The following is a 22,556-nucleotide window of genomic DNA, read 5'->3' as shown; positions in this document are numbered from 1 at the left end:
GCGTCAGTAAGATCGTTACTTCGGCTGGTTCATCGACCACATCACGCCGAACGGGTCTTTGAGCTGCCCGTAGCGGGCACCCCAGAACATGTCCTGCAGCGGGAGCACGATCTCGGCGCCCGCATCCACCGCACGCTGCCACCACTGGTCGATGTCCTTGACCTGCAGCGTCAGGTTGAAGCCCTGCGGCTTTTCGCTCGGGTGGCCGTGCTCGGGATAGCCGTCGCTCAGCATCAGCGATGAGCCATTGATGTACAGGTGAATGTGCATGGTGCGGCCCTGCTCATCCACCGGATAACGGAACGCTTCCTGCGCGCCAAACGCCTTGCTGTAAAACTCGGCCGCCTTGCTGGCGCCATCGACGCACAGGTAAGCGACCAGACCGCCCTTGACTTCGGGATTGCAGTAGGGAGTTTCGTTCTGTGCAGCGCTCATCTTCAGCTCCTCAAAGGGGTGGAAAGCGTATCGTTCGACGCAAGGACGCGTCAGCCGAGCGACTTCCGACACCGGAGCCCAAAGTTTTTCGCCGCGCGAGTTATTGGGCGTCGATGGTCTGGCCCTGCACGCCGCGGCTGTCCGGTCCGAGCAAGTAAAGGTACGGAGCCACGATGGTGTGCGCTTCGCGCAGCTTGCTGCGATCCTCGGCAGGGTAGGCCTGCAGGCGCATGTTCGTTTTCACCGCGCCCGGATTGATGCTGTTCACGCGCATGGCGGGTTGCTTCTCCAGCTCCTGAGCCAGCAGGTGCATCAGACCGTCGCTGGCCCACTTCGACACCAGATACGAGCCCCAGAACGCGCGCGGATTGGCAACGACGCCGCTGGAGGTAAACAAAATCACCGGATCGGGCGATTTCTTCAGCAGCGGCAGGCAGCTGCGAGTGAGGATGAAAGGCGCGTTGACGTTGACGTGCATGGTGCGCATCCATTTCGCCACATCGTGATGTTCGATGGGCGCGCGCTCGCCCAGCATCGATGCGTTGTGCAGCAGGCCATCGAGTCGACCGAACTCCTGATCGAGCGCGGCAACCAGCTTGTCGTATTCGTCCGGGCCGGCCTTCTCGAAATCCAGGGGCAGGATGGAAGGGCGCGGATTGCCGGCGTTCACGATCGTGTCGTACACCGCTTCGAGCTTGCGAACGCTACGACCATGCAACACGACCTGCGCGCCATGATCTGCAGCCGCAATCGCCACGGCTTTGCCGATGCCATCGCTCGCGCCGGTGATGAGAATGACGCGATCTTTGAGCGCGTCTTTGGAAGGTTGGTAAGTACGAGGGTCGGTCATATTCATTGCCAGGTTTGTGGATCAGGCACGGCGCGCGGCACGCCACGCGGTCCACGGTTTTTGCAGAGGCCCGAGCTCGATGCGCTGGGTGGCGACATCGTAGTTACGGGCGGCGATGTGATCGAGCAGCCTGCGATGCAGGGCGGCGAGTACGTAAACGGGGCGGAGATGCTCGGTTTGCGGGCCACGGGGCGGCAGGTCGAGCTCGGCGACGGCGCTGTCACGAAACGAGCGCAGCGCATCCTTGAGTTTCGGGTCGACTTCGCGTGCCCGCAGGTGCTCGGTCTGCAGGTCGTGTTTGTCGAGCAGGTCCATCGGCAAATAAACATTGCCGTCGTACGCATCCTGACGCAGGTCACGAACGATCTCTGCCATGCGAATGCCGACGCCGAGTTTGTTGGCCGCCGCGCGCGTCGTTTCATCGAGGGCGCCGGGTCCGACGAGCAGCGTCGCGATCAGCTCTTGGATCGCGCCACCGCTGCGCGAGCAGTACGCACGCAGCTCTTGTTGATTCGAGAAAGTCATGCGGGCGAGATCCATGTCGGCGCCCGCGAGCACTTCATGGAGTTTGTTGAAGACCGCGCGATCGCCAGAGGTCCGATCCAGCAGCACGCGCGTCGCTGGATGTTGCGGATTGGCGTTGATGAGCCGGTCCGTTTCCGCGCGCCACCAGGTTAAACGCGTGTGCGCGACATCGTGACTCGCGCTTTTCGCGGACTCGCGAATTTCCGTGTCAATCGCATACAGCGCCTGCACGATCTCGCGGCGATCCTCCGGCGAGTACAGCAGCGAGAAATAGCGCATCGAGCCCGGCGGGGCAGTGCGATTGACGAGTTCGTTGTCCAGGGTCGACATGGGATGGCGAACTCTGCTCAGTTGGGCTGCTGACCGGCATCGCTGGTGCCTGTCAGCTTGCGCTCGCCGTTCTCGACCGGCTCGCGCACCAGCTTGTCGATGGGTTCGAGCGTGTCCATCTCGCGATCGGGACGCACGCCCAGTTCGGTGAACTTGCGCGCGCCGGGCAGCACCTGCCGCTCGAGCGAGCCGACGGCTGCGTTGAAGCTGTCGACGCTGTTGCCCAGGTTGCGACCCAGCTTGCCGAGGTGAGTCGTGAATACGGCCAGACGCTTATAGAGATCTTCGGCGAGCGTGCGAATGGTCTCGGCGTTCTGCGCGAGCGCCATCTGTCGCCACCCATATGCGACGGCCTTGAGCAACGCGACGAAGCTCGACGGCGTCGCGATGATGACATCCTGGCGAATCGCGTCCTCCAGCAGGTTGGGCTGCTCGGCCAGCGCGGCCGACAGGAACTGATCGCCCGGAATGAACAGAATGACAAAATCCGGGCTGCGTTCGAACTGTGCCCAGTAACTCTTCGCGCCGAGTTGTTTGACGCGCTCGCCGATGGCGTTGGCATGACGACGCATCGCGATTGCACGCTGCTCGTCGGTGGCCGCGTCGACCGCGTCGAGATAGGCATCCAGCGGCGTCTTCACGTCCACGATCAGATCCCGGCCATCGGGCATGTGGACGATCATGTCGGGGCGCAGGTTGCCGTCCTCGACCCGCACGTGCACTTGTTCCTTGAAGTCGCAGTGCTCGACCATGCCTGCGAGCTCGGCGAGGCGGCGCAAAGTCATCTCGCCCCATTGGCCGCGCACTTCGGGCCGGCGCAGCGCGTTGACCAGTGTGCGTGTTTCTTTTTGCAGCGCCTGCTGGCCGAGCGCGACGGTTTCCAGCGACGTCTTCAAGCTGCCGAAGGTCTCGGCGCGCTCTTTTTCGATGCGCAGAATCTGCTGCTCGGTCTTGCCCAGTGCCTCGCGGATGGGAGCGAGCATGGTTTCGATCGCTTTCTCCCGTTCGCTGAGCGCCGAGACGGCGTGTTGTTGATGTTGAGTGAGGTGCTCGCGCGCCAGTTGCAGGAACAGCTCGCTATTCGAGCGCAGCGACGAGCCCGCGAGGCTGTCGAACGACGCCTTGAGCCCTTCCATCGAGCGCTCGAGTGCGGCCTGGCGCTCGCGCTCGATCTGTTCTTCGCCCTTGACCTGCGCTTTCAAGACCGCCAGCTCGACATGCAGTGCTTCCGAACGCTGACGCGCACGCAAGCTGGCGACGAGCGCGCCAACGAGCCCGCCCACTACGAGCGCGGCCAGAACCATCAACCCAACCGAAGTACCGACCAACTCAGGAATCTCTTTTCAAGTGCATCATGTAATTCACGCTCACGTCGCCGGTGCGACGGGCGCTGTGTTGCAGCGGGTCATAGGCCAGACCGGCGATATCGACGACGCTCAGTTCTACGCCGCGGGCCCAGCGGCTCATTTCCGACGGCTTGATGAAGCGCTCATAACTATGCGTGCCCCGCGGCAGCATGTTCAGGACGTACTCCGCGCCGACCACCGCCAATAGATAAGCCTTCAGATTGCGATTGAGCGTCGAGACGAAGATGTCACCGCCGGGCTTCACCAGATCGTGCAAAGCGCGCAGCACGCTCTGCGGCTCGGGGACGTGTTCGAGCATCTCCATGCAGGTGACGACGTCATAGGCGGCGGGCGAATGAGCCGCGTGCGTTTCGGCCGACTCACGCAGATAGCGAATCGTCACCTGGCTTTCCAGCGCATGCAGTTCCGCGACCTCGATAGTTTGAGGCGCGAGATCGATGCCGGTGACTTGAGCACCGCGCTTCGCCATCGCCTCGCTGAGAATGCCGCCGCCACAACCGACGTCCAGCACGCGCTTGCCTCGCAGCGACGCGCCCTGGTCGACATAATCGAGCCGGACCGGATTCAGAACGTGCAGCGGACGGAATTCGCCCTTCGGATCCCACCAGCGCTGCGCGATGTCATCGAAGCGGGCGATCTCGGCCGGGTCGTGGTTGGAGGTTGCTGCATTCATGACTCGATTACTCCGTGACCTGGGCCGCCGCGATACGCACGCGCCACAGCTCGGCGCGATTCAGAACTGCCGCGGTGTCCAGATGCGTCAGCTCGCGATCACGGACCAGCATGCGGCCGGCGACCCACACATCGCTGACTTGCTCGCGCGACGCGGCAAACACGATCTGCGCCGCCGGGTCGTAGGTGGGCTGGGTGTTGGGGCGACCGAGGTCGATACAACACACATCGGCCCATTTGCCCGGCACCAGCGAGCCAATGGATTCAGCCAGACCGAGTGCGCGCGCGCCATTCAGCGTCGCAGTCTGCAGCCAGTCGTGTGCGTCGACCGGCGAGGCGGCAGGAAACATGCTGCTGGCGATGAGGGCGGCACTGCGCAGCTCGGCCAGCAAATCGTTGTTACTGACGCCACCGCTGCCCAGCGCGACATTCACCGAACGATCTTTGAACAACGGCACCGGACACAGGCCGCTGCCCAACTTGAGGTTGGATTGCGGGCAATGCACGACGCTCGCACCGGCGGCCGCGACGCGCTCGACGTCGGCAGAATCCAATTTGACCATATGCACGGCGGCCAGCAGCGGCGACAGCAGCCCGAGCTTTTCCAGCCGTTCCAGCGAAGGCGCGCAGCCGCGGCTTTCGTTCACGTGCATGTAGATCGGCACTTCCAGCTCATCCACCAGGGTCCGCACCCGTTCCAGTGTCTCGTCGCTGAGCGAGGCGGGCTCGACCGGGGCGAGCGCGGTCGTGATCAATGGATCGTCGCGATACTCGTCCCGCAGATTGAAGCCTTTTTGCAGGCACTCGCTGGCCGAGCCGGCCCACACCGAGGGCGTGTCTTGTACGGGAAGGCCGACGCAGACGCGCATGCGCGCTTCGGCGGCGGTCTGCGCGACCACTTCGGGAAAAAAAGGTGCTGGTCGGCAAAAAAACATGTCGTGCCGCTCGACAGTGCGGCGGCGATCGCCAGCGCGGTGCCGTCGCGCACGTATTCAGCATCGACCCAGCGCTGCTGAAGCTGCCGGATGCTGTGGGCCCAGTGCTCGAACGAGGCGCTGCTCACTGCTCCGTGCAACAGGCTGCTGGCCGCATGAGTGTGCGCATTCACCAGCCCCGGCAGCAGTACGTGCGCGGGGCGATCGAGCTCTTCCTGCGCGGAAAAACGCTGTTTCGCCTCGGCCGTGGGCAACACGGCGAGGATGCGTCCCTGGTGGATCGCCAGCGAATGCGCTTCCAGCACCACGCCCGCCGGTTCGATCGGAATGATCCAGCGGGCCGAGAGCAGTGTGTCGATAGGTTCCATGGGCGTCGAAGTATAACTGGACGCCCTGTTCTAGACCCGCAATGTGATAAGATTCGGCACTTCCTTCGAAGAACTCCGCATGGCCGAAATCGCTCGCGAAATTCTGCACGTCAACCTAGAAGACGAGATGCGTCAGTCGTATCTCGACTATGCGATGAGCGTCATCGTCGGGCGCGCTCTGCCCGACGTGCGCGACGGCTTGAAGCCGGTCCATCGCCGCATCCTGTTCGCGATGCATGAGAGCAATAACGTCTCCTCCCGCCCGTATGTGAAGTGCGCGCGCGTGGTCGGTGACGTGCTCGGTAAATATCACCCGCACGGCGACTCGTCGGCTTACGACGCGCTGGTGCGCATGGCGCAGAACTTCTCGATGCGCTACCAGCTGGTCGATGGCCAGGGTAACTTCGGCTCGGTGGACGGCGATCCGCCCGCGGCTTACCGCTACACCGAGTGCCGCATGACGCAGCTGGCGAGCGAGCTGCTCGCCGACATCGACCGCGAGACCGTCGATTTCGTCGACAACTACGACGGCAAGGAAAAAGAGCCGGTCGTGCTGCCGACGCGCGTGCCGAACCTGCTGATCAACGGCTCCGCCGGCATCGCGGTCGGCATGGCCACCAACATTCCGCCGCACAACCTGGGCGAAGTGGTCAGCGCGTGTATCGCGCTCATCGACGATCCGAACATCACCATTCAGACCTTGATGCAGCTGATCCCGGGCCCGGACTTCCCGACCGCCGGCATCATCAATGGCGCCGCTGAAATCGCTTCAGCCTATCTGACCGGTCGCGGTCGCGTGTACGTGCGCGCCAAGACCGATATCGAAGAAGACGAAAGGGGCCGCCAGGCCATCATCATCACCGAGCTGCCGTACCAGGTGAACAAGGCGCGGCTGCTCGAGCGCATCGCCGAGCTGGTGCGCGAAAAGGTCATCGAGGGCATCGCTTCCGATGGCTTGCGCGACGAGTCCGACAAGGACGGCATGCGCGTGGTCATCGAGCTCAAGCGCGGTGAAGTCGCGGACGTGGTGCTGAACAAGCTGTTCAAGCACACCCCGATGGAAACGGTGTTCGGCATGAACATGGTCGCCTTGCAGGATGGCCAGCCGAAGCTGTTCAACCTGAAGGAGATGCTCGAAGCGTTCGTGCGTCATCGCCGTGAAGTGGTCACACGCCGCACGGTGTACGACCTGCGCAAGGCGCGCGAGCGTGCTCACATTTTGGAAGGCCAGGCAGTTGCGCTGGCCAACATCGATGAAGTGATTGCGCTCATCAAGGCGTCGCCGACGCCGGCCGAGGCGAAAGTCGCGTTGATGGGACGGGTGTGGTCGTCGGGCGCGGTGCCGGCGATGTTGGCTCGCGCTGGAGATATCGTCTCCCGACCCGATGGCCTGTCGCTGGAATTCGGTCTGGTCGAAGGCGGCTATCGTCTGTCGGACGTGCAGGCCCAGGCCATTCTGGACATGCGCCTGAACCGCCTCACCGGGCTGGAGCAGGACAAGATCATCGCCGAGTTCCAGGAGCTGCTGGCCCAGATCGCCGATCTGAGCGACATCCTGGCGCGCCCGGAGCGCTTGCTGCAGGTGATTCGCGCCGAGCTCGAAGAGGTCAAGGCGAAGTACGCCGATCCGCGTCGCACGCAGATCAATTTCGATCATTCCGATCTCACCATCGAAGACCTGATCGAGCAGCAGGACGTGGTGGTGACGCTGTCGCACGGGGGTTATGCCAAGTCGCAGCCCGTGACCGACTATCAAGCGCAGCGTCGTGGCGGTCGCGGCAAGTCCGCCACCGCGATGAAGGACGAAGACTTCGTCGACAAGCTGTTCGTCGCCAATACTCACGACACGCTGCTGTGCTTCTCCAGCACCGGCAAGATGTATTGGCTGAAGGTGTATCAGCTGCCGCAGGCGAGCCGTGGCTCGCGCGGCAAGCCCATTGTGAATCTGTTGCCGCTGCAGGAAGGCGAGCGCATCAACGCAGTGCTGCCCATCCACGAATTCGAGACCAACAAGTTCGTGTTCATGGTGACCGCGGCCGGCACGGTGAAGAAGACGTCGCTGGAAGCGTTCTCGCGCCCGCGTCAGGCCGGCATCATCGCCATCGAGCTGGAGCAGGGCGATCGTCTGGTCGGCGTCGATATCACCGACGGCACCAAGCAGATCATTCTGTGCTCGAGCGGCGGCAAGGCCATCCGCTTCGGTGAAAACGACGTGCGTCCGATGGGGCGCACGGCCGCCGGCGTGCGCGGCATTCGCCTGCCGGAAGGCGAGGAAGTCATTTCCCTGATCATCGTCGATGAGCAGGGCATGGTGCTCACCGCGTCCGAAAACGGCTACGGCAAGCGCACGGCGATCGAGGACTTCCCCAGCCATGGTCGCGGCGGCCAGGGCGTGATCGCATTGCAAATCAGCGAGCGAAATGGTCGGATGGTCGGCGCGCTGCTGGTCAAGCCGGAAGACGAGATCATGCTGATCAGCTCCGGCGGCACGCTGGTGCGCACGCAGGTCAACGAGATTTCGGTCCAGGGCCGCAACACCCAGGGTGTGCGCCTGATTCGTGTCGATGAAGGCGATCGCCTGGTCGGCCTGGAACGCATCGTCACCGAAGGCGGCGCTGGCGAAGCGGGCGCTGAGGGTGGCGAAGGCGGCGAAGGCGGCGAGGGCGATGATGGCGGCGGTGCCGCCCCGGATCCTGTCTGACCAGTCATTAGTCAGTAATCATTAGTCACTTCGGGTCTTATGCGCGTCTATAACTTCAGTCCCGGTCCGGCGGTATTGCCACAGGAAGTACTCGAGCAGGCGCGCGAGGAATTGCTCGACTGGCATGGCACCGGCATGTCGGTCATGGAAATGAGCCATCGTGGCAAGGCATTCATTTCCATCGCAGAGCAGGCGGAAGCCGATCTGCGCGAGCTGCTGTCGGTGCCGAAGAACTACAAGGTGCTGTTCCTGCAGGGCGGCGCCATGGGTCAGTTCGCCGGCGTGCCGATGAATCTCAGCAAGCCGGGCGACACCGTCGATTACGTGAACACCGGCGCCTGGTCGAAGAAGGCGATCGGCGAGGCCAAGCAGTATGCCAAGGTGAATGTCGTCGCCGATGCCGGCGAGCCGTACACCTCGATTCCGCTGCTGTCGAACTGGAAGGTGAGCGAGAACGCCGCCTACCTGCACTACACGCCGAACGAGACCATCGGTGGCGTGGAATTTCATTTCGTGCCGGAGCTGAAGAGCGGCACGCCCCTGGTCGCCGACATGTCCTCGACCATATTGTCGCGGCCCATCGATGTTGCCAGGTTCGGCCTGATCTATGGCGGCGCCCAGAAGAACATCGGTCCCGCGGGCCTCACGTTGGTCATTGTGCGAGAAGACCTGCTCGGTCACGCGCGTCCGGGCACGCCGGCGTTCATGGATTACGGCGCCATGGCGAAGGAAGGCTCGATGCTGAACACGCCGCCGACCTTCGCCTGGTATCTGGCGGGGCTGGTGTTCCAGTGGCTGAAGCGGCAGGGCGGTCTGCAGGCCATGGGCGAGATCAATCGTCGCAAGGCGGAGCTGCTGTACGCGGCCATCGATACCTCCTCGTTCTATAAGAATCCAGTGGCGCACGATGCGCGCTCGTGGATGAACATTCCATTCACGCTGGCACGGCCGGAGCTGGACAAGACTTTCATCGCCGAAGCGAAAGACGCCGGACTGGTGACGTTGGAAGGCCATCGCTCGGTCGGTGGCATGCGCGCCAGCATTTACAACGCCATGCCGCTGGCTGGCGTGGAAGCGCTCGTGAACTTCATGAAGGAGTTCGAGCGCAAGCACGCTTGATTGTGATTGAAAGCTGCCGCTGCTGAGGCGGCAGCTTCGATTTGGCTCTGATGATGTTCGGCGTTCCAGAGGATCGTTGCGTCTATGTTCAGAGTGCTCTCGCTCAACAATATTTCCGTTCGCGGACTGGAACGGCTGCCGCGCGATCGATACGAAGTCGCCTCCGCGCTGAGCAATCCGCACGCCGTGCTGGTGCGCTCGGCGGATATGCACTCCATCGACATTCCCTCCAGCGTCATCGCAGTCGCCCGAGCCGGTGCCGGCACCAACAATATTCCTGTGTCGCGTCTATCGGCGCGTGGCGTGCCAGTGTTCAACGCGCCTGGCGCGAACGCGAATGCCGTGAAGGAACTGGTCATCGCCGGTTTGTTCCTTGCGGCTCGTAACATCTGTCAGGCCTGGGACTACGCTCGCAATCTCAAAGGCAGCGACGCAGAGCTGGATGTCGCGGTCGAGCAGGGCAAGAAAAAGTTTGTTGGCTACGAGCTGCCGAGTCGCACGCTCGGTGTGATCGGCCTCGGCGCGGTTGGCGTTGAAGTGGCGAACGCGGCGCATCTGCTCGGCATGCGAGTGCTGGGTTTCGATCCTCAGATTACCGTGCAGCGTGCCTGGCAATTGTCATCTGGCGTACAGCAGGCGTTGTCGCTGGATGATCTGTTCTCACGTTGCGACATGGTGACGGTGCACGTTCCGCTGGTGGAAGCGACCCGCGGCTTCGTGAACGCCGCGCGTATCCGGCTGCTGAAGGACAATGGTGTCGTGCTCAACTTTTCGCGAGCGGGCATCGTCGATGAAAAGTCGATTCTGGAGGCGCTCGACAGCGGCAAGCTGGGCGCTTACATCTGTGATTTCCCGACCAATGCGGTCAAGCATCATCCGAAGATCGTGGCGCTGCCGCATCTGGGCGCGTCGACCGGCGAAGCCGAGGAAAACTGCGCCATCATGGTGGCGGATACGCTCAAGGACTTCCTCGAGAACGGCAATGTCCGCAATTCGGTCAACTTTCCCGAAGCGGTCCTGCCCCGGACCGCGAATTCGACCCGACTGTCGATCGCCAACGAGAATGTGCCCAACATGGTTGGCCAGATCTCCACCGCGCTGGCCAACGCCCGGCTCAACATCGCCGACCTGCTCAACAAATCGCGCGGCGAGCTGGCCTATACATTGATGGACGTGGATGGTCAGGTGCCGGCCGGGGTGCTGGACCAGCTGCGCAAGATCGAGGGTGTATTGAACGTGCGTGCGTTGTGACGGTCCAGGCTGGCAGAATGACAGATGACGATAGTCACCAGTCATTAGTCAGCAGTCACTTCCAGACAAATGAAGCGCACCTCCAAGGCCAGCCCGGGCAAGGCTGCCGCTAAAAAAGCGGCCGGCAAAAAAGCTCCGACGTCGGCGTCGCCCGAGCTGAGCTCGATTCGCCAACAGATCGATGATATCGATCAGCGCATTCACCAGCTGTTGAATGAGCGCGCCCGCTTTGCGCAACGCGTGGGCGAGTCCAAGCGGGGCGAGGGGCTGAGCACGGCGGACTTTTACAAGCCGGAGCGTGAAGCGCAGGTGTTACGCACCGCTATCGAGCGCAATAAAGGGCCGCTGCGGAACGAAGAGATAGTGCGGCTGTTCCGCGAGATCATGTCTGCTTGTCTGGCTCAGCAGGAGCCGCTGAAGATCGCGTTCCTCGGGCCGGAAGGCACTTTCTCACAGCAGGCCGTGCTGAAACATTTCGGTCATTCGGTGCGCGCGCTGCCGTTGCCGGCGATCAGCGAAGTGTTCGAGGAAGTGCAGGCCGGACATGCCGACTTCGGCGTCGTGCCCATCGAGAACTCCACCGAGGGCACGGTCAATCACACGCTGGATATGTTTCTGAACTCGCCGCTCAAGATTTGCGGTGAGATAGAGCTGCGCATCCGACAGCATCTGATGGGCCGGATGAAGGGCCTGCAGAAGATCCTGCGTGTTTGCTCGCATCCGCAGTCGTTGGCGCAGTGTCGCCAATGGTTGGACGAGCATCTGCCAAACATCGAGCGTATTCCCGTCAGCAGCAATGCCGAGGCAGCGCGGCGCGCACGCGATGAGGATGGCACGGCTGCGATTGCGGGCGAGGCGGCCGCGGAAGTTTATAACCTCGGCGTGATCGTGCCGGAAATCGAGGACACGGCCGATAACACCACGCGCTTCCTGGTCATCGGTCGCAAGCTGTTCAGCGCCAGCGGTCAGGACAAAACGACATTGCTGGTCTCCGCCGGCGATACGCAGTCGCCGGGCGCGCTGCATCGGTTGCTGGGCCCGCTGGCCGCCAACAACATCACCATGACCCGCATCGAGTCCCGGCCGTCGCGCAAGCGCAAATGGGATTATGTGTTCTTCATCGATGTGGTCGGCCATGCCGAGCAGCCGCCGCTGGCCACGGCGCTGGACGAGCTGAGAGAAGCGTCCACCCTGTTTCGCGTGCTGGGCTCGTACCCGGCCGCGGTGCTGTAACCCCCGAATAAGGGTATGCTGCGAGCCCCGACCCCGGAAATGGGGACAGATTTATTTTTCCGCCCTGAAGGAAAATAGATCTGTCCCCTTTTAGCTGCCCCCTAAACAAATGTCGCATTACATAGTCGAGCCTGTTTCTGGCGTTTCCGGCGCGCTCCGCGTGCCCGGCGATAAGTCCGTTTCACATCGTTCGCTCATGCTCGGCAGCATCGCCGACGGCGTGACCGAGGTGAGTGGCTTCCTGGAAAGCGAAGATTGTCTGTCGACCATGAAGGCGATGCGCGCGCTCGGCGTACGTATCGAGCAGACCGGCCCGCAGTCGGTACGCGTCCATGGCGTCGGCATGCGCGGCCTGAAGCCGGCGAATCACGCACTCGACATGGGCAACTCGGGCACGGCCATGCGGTTGATGACCGGTCTGCTGTCCGGCCAGTCTTTTGACAGCGAGCTGATCGGCGATTCGTCGCTGATGAAACGTCCGATGGAGCGCGCCGCGAAGCCGTTGCGCGAGATGGGCGCACAGATCGAAACGCTGGGCGGCAAGCCACCGGTGAAGATCAAGGGCGGCCCGGCATTGAAGGGCATTCGTTATGAGCTGCCGGTCGCGAGCGCGCAGGTGAAATCTGCCGTGCTGCTCGCCGGTTTATATGCAAACACGCCGACGACAGTCATCGAGCCTGCGATCACACGCGATCATACCGAGCGCATGTTGCTGAGCTTCGGCTGCCAGGTCGATGCCGCGCACGGTGAGGCGTCGCTGACACCGCCGACGCAACTGAAAGCATGCACGCTCGAGGTACCGGGAGATTTCTCTTCCGCCGCCTTCTTCATGGTCGCAGGGTCGATCAATCCCAAGCAGGACGCGGTGCTGACCATCACCGGGGTCGGTATCAACCCGACGCGTACCGGCCTGCTGGATATCCTGGCGCTGATGGGTGCGGATCTGCGCGTAGTGAATCATCGTTCCGCCGGTGCCGAGCCCGTCGCAGACATCGAAGTGCGTCCGGCGCAGCTGAAGGGCATCCATGTACCCGAACATCTGGTGCCGCTGGCCATCGATGAATTCCCCGTGCTGTTTATCGCCGCTGCCTGCGCGCAGGGCGAGACCATCGTCACCGGCGCGGAAGAGTTGCGGGTGAAGGAGAGCGATCGCATTGCTGTCATGGCGGAAGGGTTGCAAGCCATGGGGGTGACCTGCGAAGTGCTGTCGGATGGCATCCGTATTCAGGGCCGCCCGGAGGGTAAGGTGTTCTCCGGCGGCACGGTCGATAGCCATGGCGATCACCGGATCGCGATGTCATTCTCGGTCGCGAGTCTGCGCGCTGCTGCGCCGATCAAGATTCTGGATGTAGCAAACGTGGCCACCTCGTTCCCGGATTTCCCGGGCACGGCGGGGACCGCAGGGCTGAACGTCTCCGTGCATGACTGACAGCATTCCGATTCTCACCATCGACGGGCCGAGCGGTTCGGGCAAGGGCACGATCGCGCGGCGGGTCGCCGACCAGCTCGGCTGGCACCTGCTCGATAGTGGGGCGCTGTACCGCCTGGTCGCCCTGGCCGGGCTGCGCAAAAACGTCGCGCTGGACGACCAAATCGCGCATGAACGGCTCGCCGAGCAGCTGGATGTCAGATTCGGCCTGGCCCCGGACGGGGGCGAGCAGATCTGGCTGGCGGGCGAGGAGGTCAGCAGGGCCATCCGGACCGAGCAGACCGGCGAGGGCGCTTCCCGAGTGGGGGCCATGCCGGGCGTCCGCACGGCCCTATTAGAGCGTCAGCGTGCATTTGCACAGGCTCCCGGCCTGGTTGCCGACGGCCGTGACATGGGGACCGTGGTTTTTCCATCCGCCGGCCTCAAGATATACCTCACCGCGAGCGCCGAAGAGCGGGCCCGCCGGCGGTATAACCAGTTGAAAGACAAGGGGCTCGATGCTAACCTCGCCGCCCTTTCGCTGGACATCGCCGAGCGTGACCGACGCGACGCAAGCCGCCCGATCGCCCCGCTAAAGCCTGCGGATGATGCGCTGATCGTGGACTCCACCTCGATGACGATTGACGCCGTCCTGGCCAGAGTACTGGAGCTGGCCGCTGCGCGCTTCGGGCGCGGTTGATTCTCAGCGATTCGATTTCTTGGTGCCGCGCCGGATGCGTGGCTTGATGCAATAACCCCTGATCGGAGCGGATGCCGACAGGACAAACACGCGGGCCCGACGTGGCCCTGGAAATACTCATGACCGAAAGTTTTGCGCAACTGTTCGAAGAAAGTCTGGCGTCCCAACGGATCAAGCCAGGCGCCATCCTCACTGGCCGAGTGGTGGAAGTCGGGCCCGATGTGGTGCTCGTCAACGCCGGCCTGAAGAGCGAGGCGGTGATCCCGGTCGAGCAATTCAAGAACGACCGCGGTGAGATCGAAGTCAGCGTCGGCGACGACGTCGAAGTCGCGCTCGACAGCGTCGAGGACGGCAATGGCGAGACGCGCTTGTCGCGCGAGAAGGCCAAGCGTGCCCGTACCTGGTCGCGTCTGGAGCAGGCGTTCGAGAAGCAGGAGATCGTGAAGGGCATCATCAATGGCCGCGTCAAGGGCGGCTTCACCGTCGAGATCGACTTCGTCCGCGCCTTCTTGCCGGGCTCGCTGGTCGATGTGCGTCCGGTGCGCGATCCCTCGTACCTCGAAGGCAAGACCCTCGAATTCAAAGTCATCAAGCTGGACCAGAAGCGCAACAACGTCGTGGTTTCCCGCCGCGCCGTGGTCGAGCAGGAATACAGCGCCGAGCGTTCGGAGCTGCTGGAGAAGTTGCAGGAAGGCGCGGTCGTCAAGGGCACGGTCAAGAATCTCACCGATTACGGTGCGTTCGTGGACCTGGGCGGCATCGACGGCCTGCTGCACATCACCGACATGGCGTGGAAGCGCGTCAAGCATCCGTCGGAAGTGGTCACTGTCGGCGACGAGATCGACGTGCGCATCCTGAAGTTCGACCGCGAGCGTCAGCGCGTGTCGCTGGGCATCAAGCAGCTCGGCAACGATCCGTGGCAGAACATCGCCCGTCGTTATCCGACCGGCTCGCGTCTGTTCGGTAAGGTCACCAACATCGCCGACTACGGCTGCTTCGTGGAAATCGAAGAGGGCGTGGAAGGTCTGGTGCACGTGTCCGAGATGGACTGGACTAACAAGAACGTCAATCCCTCCAAGGTCGTGCACATCGGCCAGGAAGTGGAAGTCATGGTGCTGGACATCGACGAGGAGCGTCGTCGTATCTCCCTGGGCATCAAGCAGTGCCAGTCGAACCCGTGGAAGGACTTCGGCGACAACTTCAACCGCGGCGACAAGGTCAGCGGCCAGATCAAGTCGATCACCGATTTCGGTATCTTCATCGGTCTGTCGGGCGGCATCGACGGCCTGGTGCACCTGTCCGACATCTCCTGGGACATCCCGGGCGAAGAGGCGGTGCGCAACTACCAGAAGGGTCAGCAGGTGGAAGCCATGGTGCTGTCCATCGATCCGGAGCGCGAGCGCATTTCGCTGGGCATCAAGCAGCTGGCGAAGGATCCGTTCTCGGCCTGGATCGCCGATCATCCGAAGGGCAGCATCGTCAAGGGCCGCGTGCGCGAGGTCGACGCCAAGGGTGCGATCATCGACCTGGGCGGCGGCGTGGATGGCCATCTGCGTGCTTCCGAGCTGTCGCGTGACCGCGTGGAAGATGCACGTACGGTGCTGAAGGTCGACCAGGAAGTGGAAGCCCGCTTCACCAACGTCGATCGCAAGAGCCGCACGATTGCTCTGTCGATCAAGGCGAAGGAGATTCACGAGGAAGCCGAGGTGGTGTCGAATTACCGCACCAACGAGTCCTCGGCTGGCACCAGCCTGGGCGATCTGCTGAAGGAGCAAATCGGAGGCCAGGACAATTAATTTGTCCCCCGCGACAACCAGCGGCACGGCGGTGGCGCAAGCCACCGCCGTGTGGGTCGCGGCAGGTTCTGTGGAAGAACAACAACGGGCCCGAGCATGACCAAATCGGAACTCATCGAGCTCATTGCAGCCAAGCAAAAGCATTTGCCGGCCAAGGACGTGGAACTGGCGGTGAAGCAGGTGCTGGAGATCATGAGCGATGCCCTGGCCCAGGGCGGTCGCATCGAGATCCGCGGCTTCGGTAGCTTTTCATTGCATTTCCGTCCGCCTCGCCAGGGTCGCAATCCCAAGACCGGCGAGACCGTGGCGCTGTCCGGCAAGTACGTGCCGCATTTCAAGCCCGGCAAGGATCTGCGCGAGCGCGTGAACGAAGGCGCCGGCAGCCCCATCCGGGACTAATTTTCGTCGATTCGACGTAGACTAGGGACCCATGTCCCGCGTCGTCTTTTATTTCACTGTAGCCCTGGCCGCGTTGGTGGCGCTGTTCGTCAGTGCCATGAACGTCGCGCGTGTCGACGTCGAGCTGGCGTTCCTGCGCATTGCGACGCCGCTCGGTCTGGCGCTGGTCGTGGCTTTCGTCGCCGGTCTGGTGGCGGGGCTGGTCTGGCGCGTCTATTGGGTCGCCGAGTTGCTCAACGAGCGTGGCCGGTTGCGACGCGCCTTGCGCCTGGCCGAGCAGCGCGCCCGCATGGCAGCCACCGGGGAAAATGCCGGCTGACCCACCGTCTCTATTGCTGATCGCTGCGCTGTTCGTCGCTGCGGCGGCCGGCTGGCTATTTGGCCGCTACCGTTCTGGCGCCGGCGCGGCGTCTACCCCCGAACCGAACAAACTCTCCGAAGAATACTTCCGCGGTCTGGGCTTCCTGCTGGATGAGGAGCCGGACAAGGCGCTGGAGGTGTTCCTGCGCATGGTCGATGTCGACAACGATACGGTCGAGACTCACTTTGCGCTGGGCAATCTTTATCGCCGCCGCGGTGAAGTGGAGCGTGCCATTCGTGTGCACGAGAACATCATGGCGCGGCCGTCGCTCAGCGATGAGCATCGACTGCACGCGATGTTTGCTTTGGGCGAGGATTACTTTCGCGCCGGCCTGTTCGATCGCGCCGAACGTTTGTTTCTGCAGCTCGCCGATGGCGGCGGCAAGCACGTGCAGGCGCTGCGATATTTGTTACGTATCTACGAGCAGCAGCGCGATTGGGAGCAGGCGATCGGCGTGCATCGCAAGCTCGTTGCGGTCGCGTCTCCGGAGCATCCGACTGCGATTGCCCACTATCACTGCGAGCTGGCCGAACAGCTGCGTGCGAAAGGCGATTTCGCCGGCGCCCGCGAACAACTGCATCTTGCGCGCGATGCGCAACGTAACTTTCCTCGGGGCGCCTTGATTCGCGCCGACATCGCACTCGATATGAATCAGCCGGAGCTGGCGGCTTTGCTGTGTCAGCGTGCCGTCGAGTTGCATCCCAAACTACTTACGTTGGCATTGCCGCGGGTGATGCGTGCGATGCGCGGCACCGACGCGGGCGAGATCGAGCGACGTTTTCGAGCTTGGATGCGACCTGATCCCGTCGCACGCGCCGAGCTCGCGTACGCCGCCATTGTTGCTGGGCTGGAACAGGAGTCGTTCGTCCGCGAGTGTTTGCCCGACCTGCTGCGGGAGGATCCAACGCTGGGCGAAATCGTCAGCGCCACCGCCGGCGATCCTGCGCATTTGACGGCCGAACAGTGCACCGCCCTGGCAACCGCACTAGGCCGAATTCTCCGCCGCACACAACGTTACCGGTGCGTCGATTGTGGCTTCGCAAGCGCGGCGCATTTCTGGCAATGCCCGGGGTGTCGCAGCTGGGATGCGTTCGCGCCGGTGGCGTTGCTGGACCTGACGCCGGGCATGCATCGCCGCTGAGCACAGCTGTCGGCGCACGATCAGCCGATTGCGTGGGCTTTTGCCCAGATATTGGTCGCCCGGCGCCGACCCATCGTGTCGACAATCTCCGCCGTCGGATGCCATCGCATCCGTCTCGCTACGGAAAATTGAATACATTCAAGGAGTGAATCATGTCGATACATCGTTCGGTAAGCGCGCAGGCTCTGGCCGTGCGGCGCGCGGTACAGGTGCTGATCTGCAGCTTGTTGCCGGCGGCCGTCTGGGCCGGGCCGGTGGACATCAACACCGCCGACGCCGCCACCATCGCCAGGGAGTTGCAAGGCATCGGGCTCGCCAAGGCGCAGGACATCGTCGCGTACCGCGAAAAGAACGGCGCCTTCAAGAGCGCCGATGAGTTGCGCAAGGTCAAGGGCATCGGTGCCAAAACGCTGGAACGAAACCGCGTCAATATCCGTATGGATTCGGCGACAACCGGCGCCCGCAAAGGCGGTTGAGCAGGCGTTTGGTGTGAACTGTGCCCGGTCACCACTGACCGGGCCTTTTGTCACCCCTCAAGCACCAGCCGCTTGCGATATCATCGGCGTCGCACCCTTAAGCACCCAACGCGGAGATGTGCAGTGGCGAAAGAGACGAATGTGATCAGAACGGCAGTGTTTCCAGTGGCAGGGCGCGGCACGCGCTTCTTGCCGGCCACCAAGGCCAGTCCCAAAGAGATGTTGCCAATCGTCGACAAGCCGCTGATCCAATACGCCGCCGAGGAGGCGCTCGCCGCGGGCGCGCGCAAGCTTGTATTCATTACAGGCAGCTCCAAGCGCGCCATCGAAGACCACTTCGATTCCGATCACGAGCTGGAGGAAGCACTGGAAGCACAGAACAAACACGAGCTGCTCAAAGCGCTCAAAGACATCGTGCCGTCATGGGCCAGCTGTATATACATTCGTCAGCCGTCGCCGCTCGGCCTCGGTCACGCCGTGTGGTGTGCGAAGCCGGTGGTAGGCGATGAGCCGTTCTTCGTGCATCTCGCCGACGACCTGATCGACGCGCCGACGCCGTGCCTGCGTCAGATGGCCGAAGTGCACGCGCAGCGTGGCGGCAGCGTGCTGGGCGTGGAAACGGTACCGCGCAGCGAGACCGACAAGTACGGCATCGTCGCGACCGACGAGCGCGAAGGTCGCATCAGCAAGGTGAAGCAGATCGTCGAGAAGCCGCGTCCGTCCAATGCACCGTCGACGCTCGCGGTGGTCGGTCGTTATCTGTTGTCGCCGACGATCTTTGCAAAGCTGGAGAATACGGGGCGCGGCGCCGGCGGCGAGATTCAGCTCACCGATGCGATCGCCGACCTGCTCGGCGACGAGAGCGTGTTCGCTTACGAGTTCGAGGGCAAGCGCTATGACTGCGGCAGCAAGCTCGGTTATCTGCAAGCCACGGTCGAGTACGGCCTGAAGCACGAAAGCCTCGGCACCAGGTTCCAGGACTATCTGCGCAACCTCGCTGCGACCACGCTCGCGCCGAAGGGTTGAGCTTTTCTCAAGAGCACGCTATGTCAGCCAACTCAGACCTGCACAACCGGCGCAACGCTGCGCTCACCAAAGGCATGTCCACCATGCTGCCCGTCTACATCGAGAAGGGGCAGAACGCGGAATTGTGGGATGCCGATGGGCGTCGTTACATCGACTTTGCGGGCGGCATCGCTGTGTTGAACACCGGTCACCTGCATCCGCAGGTGAAGGCGGCCGTGCAGCAGCAGCTCGATGCCGGCTTCACTCATACGTGCGTGATGATCACGCCGTATCGCGTCGCCGTTGAGTTGGCGGAAAAGCTCAACGCGCTGGCGCCGGGCCCGACGCCGAAGAAGACCATGTTCGTCACCACCGGCGCCGAAGCCGTCGAGAACGCAGTGAAGATCGCCCGCGCTCACACCGGCCGTTCTGCGGTGATCGCATTCGGTGGCGGCTTCCATGGTCGCACCTACATGGCGATGGCGTTGACCGGCAAAGTGTCGCCATACAAGGTGGGCTTCGGTCCGTTCCCCGGCGATGTGTATCACGTGCCGTTCCCGGTCACGTACCACGGCGTGACGTCGGAAGACAGTCTCGCCGCGCTCGATCAGTTGTTCAAATATGACGTCGAGCCGTCGCGCGTTGCGGCCATCATCATCGAGCCGGTGCTCGGTGAAGGTGGTTTCTATGCGGCGCCCGTCGAGTTTCTCAAGGCGCTGCGCGCTCTGTGTGACAAGCACGGCATCATGCTGATCGCCGACGAGATCCAGACGGGCTTCGCCCGCACCGGCAAGATGTTTGCTATCGAGCATTACGGCATCGAGCCGGATCTGATGACGATGGCGAAGAGCCTCGCCGGCGGCTTCCCGCTGGCGGCGGTGGTCGGCAAGCAGCAGATCATGGACGCACCCATCGTTGGCGGGCTGGGCGGCACCTATGCAGCCTCAGCCGTGAGCTGTGCCGCCGCGCTGGCCGTGCTCGACGTGATGGAAAAAGAAAAGCTGCCGGCGCGTGCCAATCAGGTCGGCGACATACTGATGCAGCGGCTGCGTAAGCTGCAGGGCGAGTTCAACTGCGTGGGTGAAGTGCGCGGACTGGGCGCGATGGTCGCGATGGAGCTGGTGCGTAATCGCGATGCGCATGCACCCGATGCCGATCTCACCAAGGCGTTGGTGCAGCGGGCGGCTGCCAACGGCCTGGTGCTGTTGTCGTGCGGGCTTTACGCCAACGTGATTCGCTTGCTGGTGCCGCTGACCGCCTCGGATGCGATCATCAACGAAGGCCTCGACATCATCGAAAAATCACTCCGCGAAGTGCTCGCGGCGACGACGCCGGTGGCTGCGACCGGCTGAGCCATTCGTCACCTTGCGGCGGCGGGGCCCGGGCAACGCCAACGGCAGCAAGCCGAGGAACAGCAGCCACCAGTCGAAACTGCCGCCGCCGCCACTGCTGCGGCCGATCGGCGATGATGGCGGCGGCGTTTGCGGCTCGGGCGGCGTCGATGTGACCATCGCGAAATCGGTGTCGTCGATCGTGCCGGCGTCGTCCGTCACTCGCAGCCGCAACGTGAAGCGGCTGTTGCCATTCACCTGCAATGTCGTCGACTCGGCCGCCGCGTCGGCGATCGCCGGCGTCGCGCCCGTGACGTTGACGACACTCCACTGATAGCTCGCCACGGATTGATTGGGCGCCGCAAAGCTCGTGCTGCCGCTGATGCTCACAGCCACGTTCGGCTCGATGGTCGCGGTCGACTGCACGATGCCAAAGGGTTTGAGCGCGGCCTGCACTGCCCCGAAAGTGTTGAGCATGCCTGCGCCGCAGGTGACGGTCGTGCAGATACATTCTTCAGGCTGCACGAACGTGGTCGGCACGCGGCAGATCCTAGTGGTCGATGCGCTCGACGTCGGGAACGGCGTTGCCGACTCTTGTAACAACGTCTGGAACTGACTCGGTGTGAGCTGCGGGTTTTTCGCATGCATCAACGCAGCCGCGCCGGCCACCAATGGCGCGGAGAAGCTCGTGCCGAAGTTGGGCCGACTCACCCGGTCCGTGTAGCTGGGCCCTTCCGGGACCGTGCGGCCCGTATCGAAGGCCACTTGCACCGCATACACGCAGGGCGCGGCATCGGAGAACGGCGGTCCGAGGTTCACGCAATTGCCGCCCGGGGCTGAAATATCGGTGCCTGTGCCGAGATTGCTGAAGCCGATCTTGGTGCCCGCCTGGCGAATGCCGCCGACGCCGATGACGTTACTGCAGTTCGCGGGAGTGCCGGGATTGATGCCCTCGTTGCCCACGGAGGCGATGACCACCGTGCCCTGCGCGGTGATCTCGTTGATCGCGCTTTGATAGGCAGCGTTACAAGCGCCATTGCCGCCCAGACTCAGGTTGATGATATTGGCAGGATGAGGATTCTCTGGCACGCCGTCGACGGGCAAGCCCGCCGCCCAGCGCATGCCATCGATGATGTCGGAATCCGGACCGCCGCATTTGCCGAGCACCCGGACCGGCAGAATCATGGTATCCCAGCCGGCGCCGGCCATCCCGACGCCCTCGTTGCTTGCCGCCGCGATCAAGCTCGAAACGCGCGTGCCGTGCCAGGAGCTGCCAGTCGCCGTACAGCCGCTGAACAAGGCGGTCGCGCGATCCATGGAGTCGACCCAATCGCCCGGATCGCTGGGATCGTCGTCCCGGCCGTCGCCATCGTTGCCGATACGGGCATCGGAGAGAAAGTCATAGCCGGGCAGCAGTTTGTTGGCGAGGTCCGGATGGTCCGGGCGCACCCCGGTATCGAGCACCGCGACCACCGTATTGGCGCTGCCCGTGGTGATGTCCCAGGCCTGATCGGTACGGGTGGCGGAGATCTCCGTGCTGCCGAAGTACCACTGATTCTCGAACAGCGGGTCGGAGGGGCGCAGCTGGATCTGGCGGCGCTGGTCGGCGACCGCGAATTCCACCTCGGGATTGGCGTTGAGCTGGTCGAGCACGGCCTGCAGCTCGACGCTGTTCATCGCGTGGTCGAGCTTGTATACGTCGGTATTCGCAGTGCTGCGTCGTTTGTGCTGGATGGTCAGCCCCGAGCTGGTCGACAGCTTGCTGGCACGCTGGGCGGGCGAGGCCGCGAGCGTGGCTTTCGCATCGGTGCGCCAGCGCACGATGATCTGGTCGGTGGCGTCCGGCGCCTGCAGGCGAGGGGCCTGATACTCCCGTGATTGCCCGAATGCCGGTACGGCGGCGAACGCGGACAACACGACGGTGGCGAGCATCTTCATCGGCGATTCCCTTGTGATTCTTTCCTGAGTTTACGTCGGTGTCAGGCGCCCGCAAACCTTTACTTGCGCGTGCCGCCGCGATCAAACCATGGGCCGGGTGTACCGCGGATGAATGTTTCCGCCGCCGCGGCGGGCGGTGTTGCATCCAGTTCGCACGCCGGGGCGAATCGTGTCCGAGTCAATCATTGAGATCGGTCGCACGAGTCTGTTCCCAG

Annotated in this window: 21 protein-coding genes; 13 read left to right on the top strand and 8 right to left on the bottom strand. The window is 63.1% G+C overall.

The window, feature by feature from the left end:
- Window positions 1-15: 15 nt before the first annotated feature.
- The 7 genes from D0550_RS16445 to D0550_RS36415 form a co-directional block, all read right to left on the bottom strand.
- Window positions 16-435, bottom strand: coding sequence for a VOC family protein (locus tag D0550_RS16445; protein WP_116810279.1), 420 nt, complete (start codon window positions 433-435; stop codon window positions 16-18).
- A 100-nt stretch (window positions 436-535) separates the two neighbouring features.
- A complete protein-coding gene (locus tag D0550_RS16440; RefSeq protein ID WP_116810300.1) occupies window positions 536-1,285 on the bottom strand; it encodes a YciK family oxidoreductase in 750 nt (249 codons plus the stop codon).
- A gap of 21 nt (window positions 1,286-1,306) precedes the next feature.
- Complete coding sequence (locus tag D0550_RS16435; RefSeq protein ID WP_116810278.1) at window positions 1,307-2,140, bottom strand: squalene/phytoene synthase family protein; 834 nt, start codon at window positions 2,138-2,140, stop codon at window positions 1,307-1,309.
- A 17-nt stretch (window positions 2,141-2,157) separates the two neighbouring features.
- Window positions 2,158-3,444, bottom strand: a complete 1,287-nt coding sequence (locus D0550_RS16430; RefSeq protein ID WP_116810277.1) for a DNA recombination protein RmuC — start codon at window positions 3,442-3,444, stop codon at window positions 2,158-2,160.
- Between the two features lie 25 nt (window positions 3,445-3,469).
- On the bottom strand, window positions 3,470-4,180 hold the full coding sequence (gene ubiG / locus D0550_RS16425) for a bifunctional 2-polyprenyl-6-hydroxyphenol methylase/3-demethylubiquinol 3-O-methyltransferase UbiG (RefSeq protein ID WP_116810276.1): 711 nt from the start codon (window positions 4,178-4,180) through the stop codon (window positions 3,470-3,472).
- A gap of 7 nt (window positions 4,181-4,187) precedes the next feature.
- Window positions 4,188-5,048, bottom strand: a complete 861-nt coding sequence (locus D0550_RS16420; RefSeq protein ID WP_206606337.1) for an amidohydrolase family protein — start codon at window positions 5,046-5,048, stop codon at window positions 4,188-4,190.
- A complete protein-coding gene (locus D0550_RS36415) occupies window positions 4,931-5,482 on the bottom strand; it encodes an amidohydrolase family protein (protein ID WP_206606336.1) in 552 nt (183 codons plus the stop codon). Before D0550_RS36415 ends, D0550_RS16420 begins: the two co-directional genes overlap by 118 nt.
- 79 nt (window positions 5,483-5,561) lie before the next feature.
- Here D0550_RS36415 and gyrA point away from each other — a divergent pair, with 79 nt between their 5' ends.
- The 13 genes from gyrA to gabT all read left to right on the top strand — a co-directional run bounded on the left by gyrA (window position 5,562) and on the right by gabT (window position 20,424).
- Entirely contained in the window at window positions 5,562-8,183 is a 2,622-nt protein-coding gene (gene gyrA / locus D0550_RS16415) for a DNA gyrase subunit A (RefSeq protein WP_116810275.1), read from the top strand.
- A gap of 39 nt (window positions 8,184-8,222) precedes the next feature.
- Complete coding sequence (gene serC / locus D0550_RS16410) at window positions 8,223-9,302, top strand: 3-phosphoserine/phosphohydroxythreonine transaminase (RefSeq protein WP_116810274.1); 1,080 nt, start codon at window positions 8,223-8,225, stop codon at window positions 9,300-9,302.
- An 84-nt stretch (window positions 9,303-9,386) separates the two neighbouring features.
- Window positions 9,387-10,553 carry a phosphoglycerate dehydrogenase gene (locus D0550_RS16405; RefSeq protein ID WP_116810273.1) on the top strand — a complete coding sequence of 389 codons (1,167 nt, stop codon included), beginning with the start codon at window positions 9,387-9,389 and terminating at the stop codon, window positions 10,551-10,553.
- Between the two features lie 69 nt (window positions 10,554-10,622).
- A complete protein-coding gene (pheA, locus tag D0550_RS16400; RefSeq protein ID WP_116810272.1) occupies window positions 10,623-11,786 on the top strand; it encodes a prephenate dehydratase in 1,164 nt (387 codons plus the stop codon).
- 109 nt (window positions 11,787-11,895) lie between these two features.
- The gene (gene aroA / locus D0550_RS16395; RefSeq protein ID WP_116810271.1) at window positions 11,896-13,215 is read left to right on the top strand and encodes a 3-phosphoshikimate 1-carboxyvinyltransferase; all 1,320 of its coding nucleotides are present in this window, start codon (window positions 11,896-11,898) and stop codon (window positions 13,213-13,215) included.
- Entirely contained in the window at window positions 13,208-13,894 is a 687-nt protein-coding gene (cmk, locus tag D0550_RS16390) for a (d)CMP kinase (RefSeq protein WP_116810270.1), read from the top strand. Before aroA ends, cmk begins: the two co-directional genes overlap by 8 nt.
- A 119-nt stretch (window positions 13,895-14,013) precedes the next feature.
- A complete protein-coding gene (gene rpsA / locus D0550_RS16385; protein ID WP_116810299.1) occupies window positions 14,014-15,690 on the top strand; it encodes a 30S ribosomal protein S1 in 1,677 nt (558 codons plus the stop codon).
- Window positions 15,691-15,741: 51 nt separating this feature from the next.
- Window positions 15,742-16,089 (top strand): integration host factor subunit beta, encoded by a 348-nt coding sequence (locus D0550_RS16380; protein ID WP_275129248.1) that lies wholly within the window; start codon window positions 15,742-15,744, stop codon window positions 16,087-16,089.
- A 31-nt stretch (window positions 16,090-16,120) separates the two neighbouring features.
- On the top strand, window positions 16,121-16,408 hold the full coding sequence (locus tag D0550_RS16375) for a lipopolysaccharide assembly protein LapA domain-containing protein (protein ID WP_116810268.1): 288 nt from the start codon (window positions 16,121-16,123) through the stop codon (window positions 16,406-16,408).
- Entirely contained in the window at window positions 16,398-17,591 is a 1,194-nt protein-coding gene (locus D0550_RS16370) for a tetratricopeptide repeat protein (protein WP_116810267.1), read from the top strand. Before D0550_RS16375 ends, D0550_RS16370 begins: the two co-directional genes overlap by 11 nt.
- A 152-nt stretch (window positions 17,592-17,743) precedes the next feature.
- Entirely contained in the window at window positions 17,744-18,067 is a 324-nt protein-coding gene (locus D0550_RS16365) for a ComEA family DNA-binding protein (protein WP_116810266.1), read from the top strand.
- A gap of 123 nt (window positions 18,068-18,190) precedes the next feature.
- Window positions 18,191-19,093, top strand: coding sequence for a UTP--glucose-1-phosphate uridylyltransferase GalU (gene galU / locus D0550_RS16360; protein WP_241520821.1), 903 nt, complete (start codon window positions 18,191-18,193; stop codon window positions 19,091-19,093).
- Between the two features lie 20 nt (window positions 19,094-19,113).
- Window positions 19,114-20,424 carry a 4-aminobutyrate--2-oxoglutarate transaminase gene (gabT, locus tag D0550_RS16355; RefSeq protein ID WP_116810265.1) on the top strand — a complete coding sequence of 437 codons (1,311 nt, stop codon included), beginning with the start codon at window positions 19,114-19,116 and terminating at the stop codon, window positions 20,422-20,424.
- Here gabT and D0550_RS16350 read toward each other — a convergent pair.
- Entirely contained in the window at window positions 20,374-22,341 is a 1,968-nt protein-coding gene (locus tag D0550_RS16350) for a S8 family peptidase (RefSeq protein ID WP_116810264.1), read from the bottom strand. The genes gabT and D0550_RS16350 overlap by 51 nt on opposite strands.
- Between the last annotated feature and the right edge of the window lie 215 nt (window positions 22,342-22,556).

The sequence above is a fragment of the Steroidobacter cummioxidans genome, assembly GCF_003104955.1.
This window is presented reverse-complemented; position numbering and strand designations above follow the sequence as displayed.

Coding starts and splice junctions, on each gene's coding strand:
- D0550_RS16445 (WP_116810279.1), bottom strand. CDS start 435: ATGAGCGCTGCACAGAACGAAACTCCCTACTGCAATCCCGAAGTCAAG.
- D0550_RS16440 (WP_116810300.1), bottom strand. CDS start 1,285: ATGACCGACCCTCGTACTTACCAACCTTCCAAAGACGCGCTCAAAGAT.
- D0550_RS16435 (WP_116810278.1), bottom strand. CDS start 2,140: ATGTCGACCCTGGACAACGAACTCGTCAATCGCACTGCCCCGCCGGGC.
- D0550_RS16430 (WP_116810277.1), bottom strand. CDS start 3,444: ATGGTTCTGGCCGCGCTCGTAGTGGGCGGGCTCGTTGGCGCGCTCGTC.
- ubiG (WP_116810276.1), bottom strand. CDS start 4,180: ATGAATGCAGCAACCTCCAACCACGACCCGGCCGAGATCGCCCGCTTC.
- D0550_RS16420 (WP_206606337.1), bottom strand. CDS start 5,048: ATGCGCGTCTGCGTCGGCCTTCCCGTACAAGACACGCCCTCGGTGTGG.
- D0550_RS36415 (WP_206606336.1), bottom strand. CDS start 5,482: ATGGAACCTATCGACACACTGCTCTCGGCCCGCTGGATCATTCCGATC.
- gyrA (WP_116810275.1), top strand. CDS start 5,562: ATGGCCGAAATCGCTCGCGAAATTCTGCACGTCAACCTAGAAGACGAG.
- serC (WP_116810274.1), top strand. CDS start 8,223: ATGCGCGTCTATAACTTCAGTCCCGGTCCGGCGGTATTGCCACAGGAA.
- D0550_RS16405 (WP_116810273.1), top strand. CDS start 9,387: ATGTTCAGAGTGCTCTCGCTCAACAATATTTCCGTTCGCGGACTGGAA.
- pheA (WP_116810272.1), top strand. CDS start 10,623: ATGAAGCGCACCTCCAAGGCCAGCCCGGGCAAGGCTGCCGCTAAAAAA.
- aroA (WP_116810271.1), top strand. CDS start 11,896: ATGTCGCATTACATAGTCGAGCCTGTTTCTGGCGTTTCCGGCGCGCTC.
- cmk (WP_116810270.1), top strand. CDS start 13,208: ATGACTGACAGCATTCCGATTCTCACCATCGACGGGCCGAGCGGTTCG.
- rpsA (WP_116810299.1), top strand. CDS start 14,014: ATGACCGAAAGTTTTGCGCAACTGTTCGAAGAAAGTCTGGCGTCCCAA.
- D0550_RS16375 (WP_116810268.1), top strand. CDS start 16,121: ATGTCCCGCGTCGTCTTTTATTTCACTGTAGCCCTGGCCGCGTTGGTG.
- D0550_RS16370 (WP_116810267.1), top strand. CDS start 16,398: ATGCCGGCTGACCCACCGTCTCTATTGCTGATCGCTGCGCTGTTCGTC.
- D0550_RS16365 (WP_116810266.1), top strand. CDS start 17,744: ATGTCGATACATCGTTCGGTAAGCGCGCAGGCTCTGGCCGTGCGGCGC.
- gabT (WP_116810265.1), top strand. CDS start 19,114: ATGTCAGCCAACTCAGACCTGCACAACCGGCGCAACGCTGCGCTCACC.
- D0550_RS16350 (WP_116810264.1), bottom strand. CDS start 22,341: ATGAAGATGCTCGCCACCGTCGTGTTGTCCGCGTTCGCCGCCGTACCG.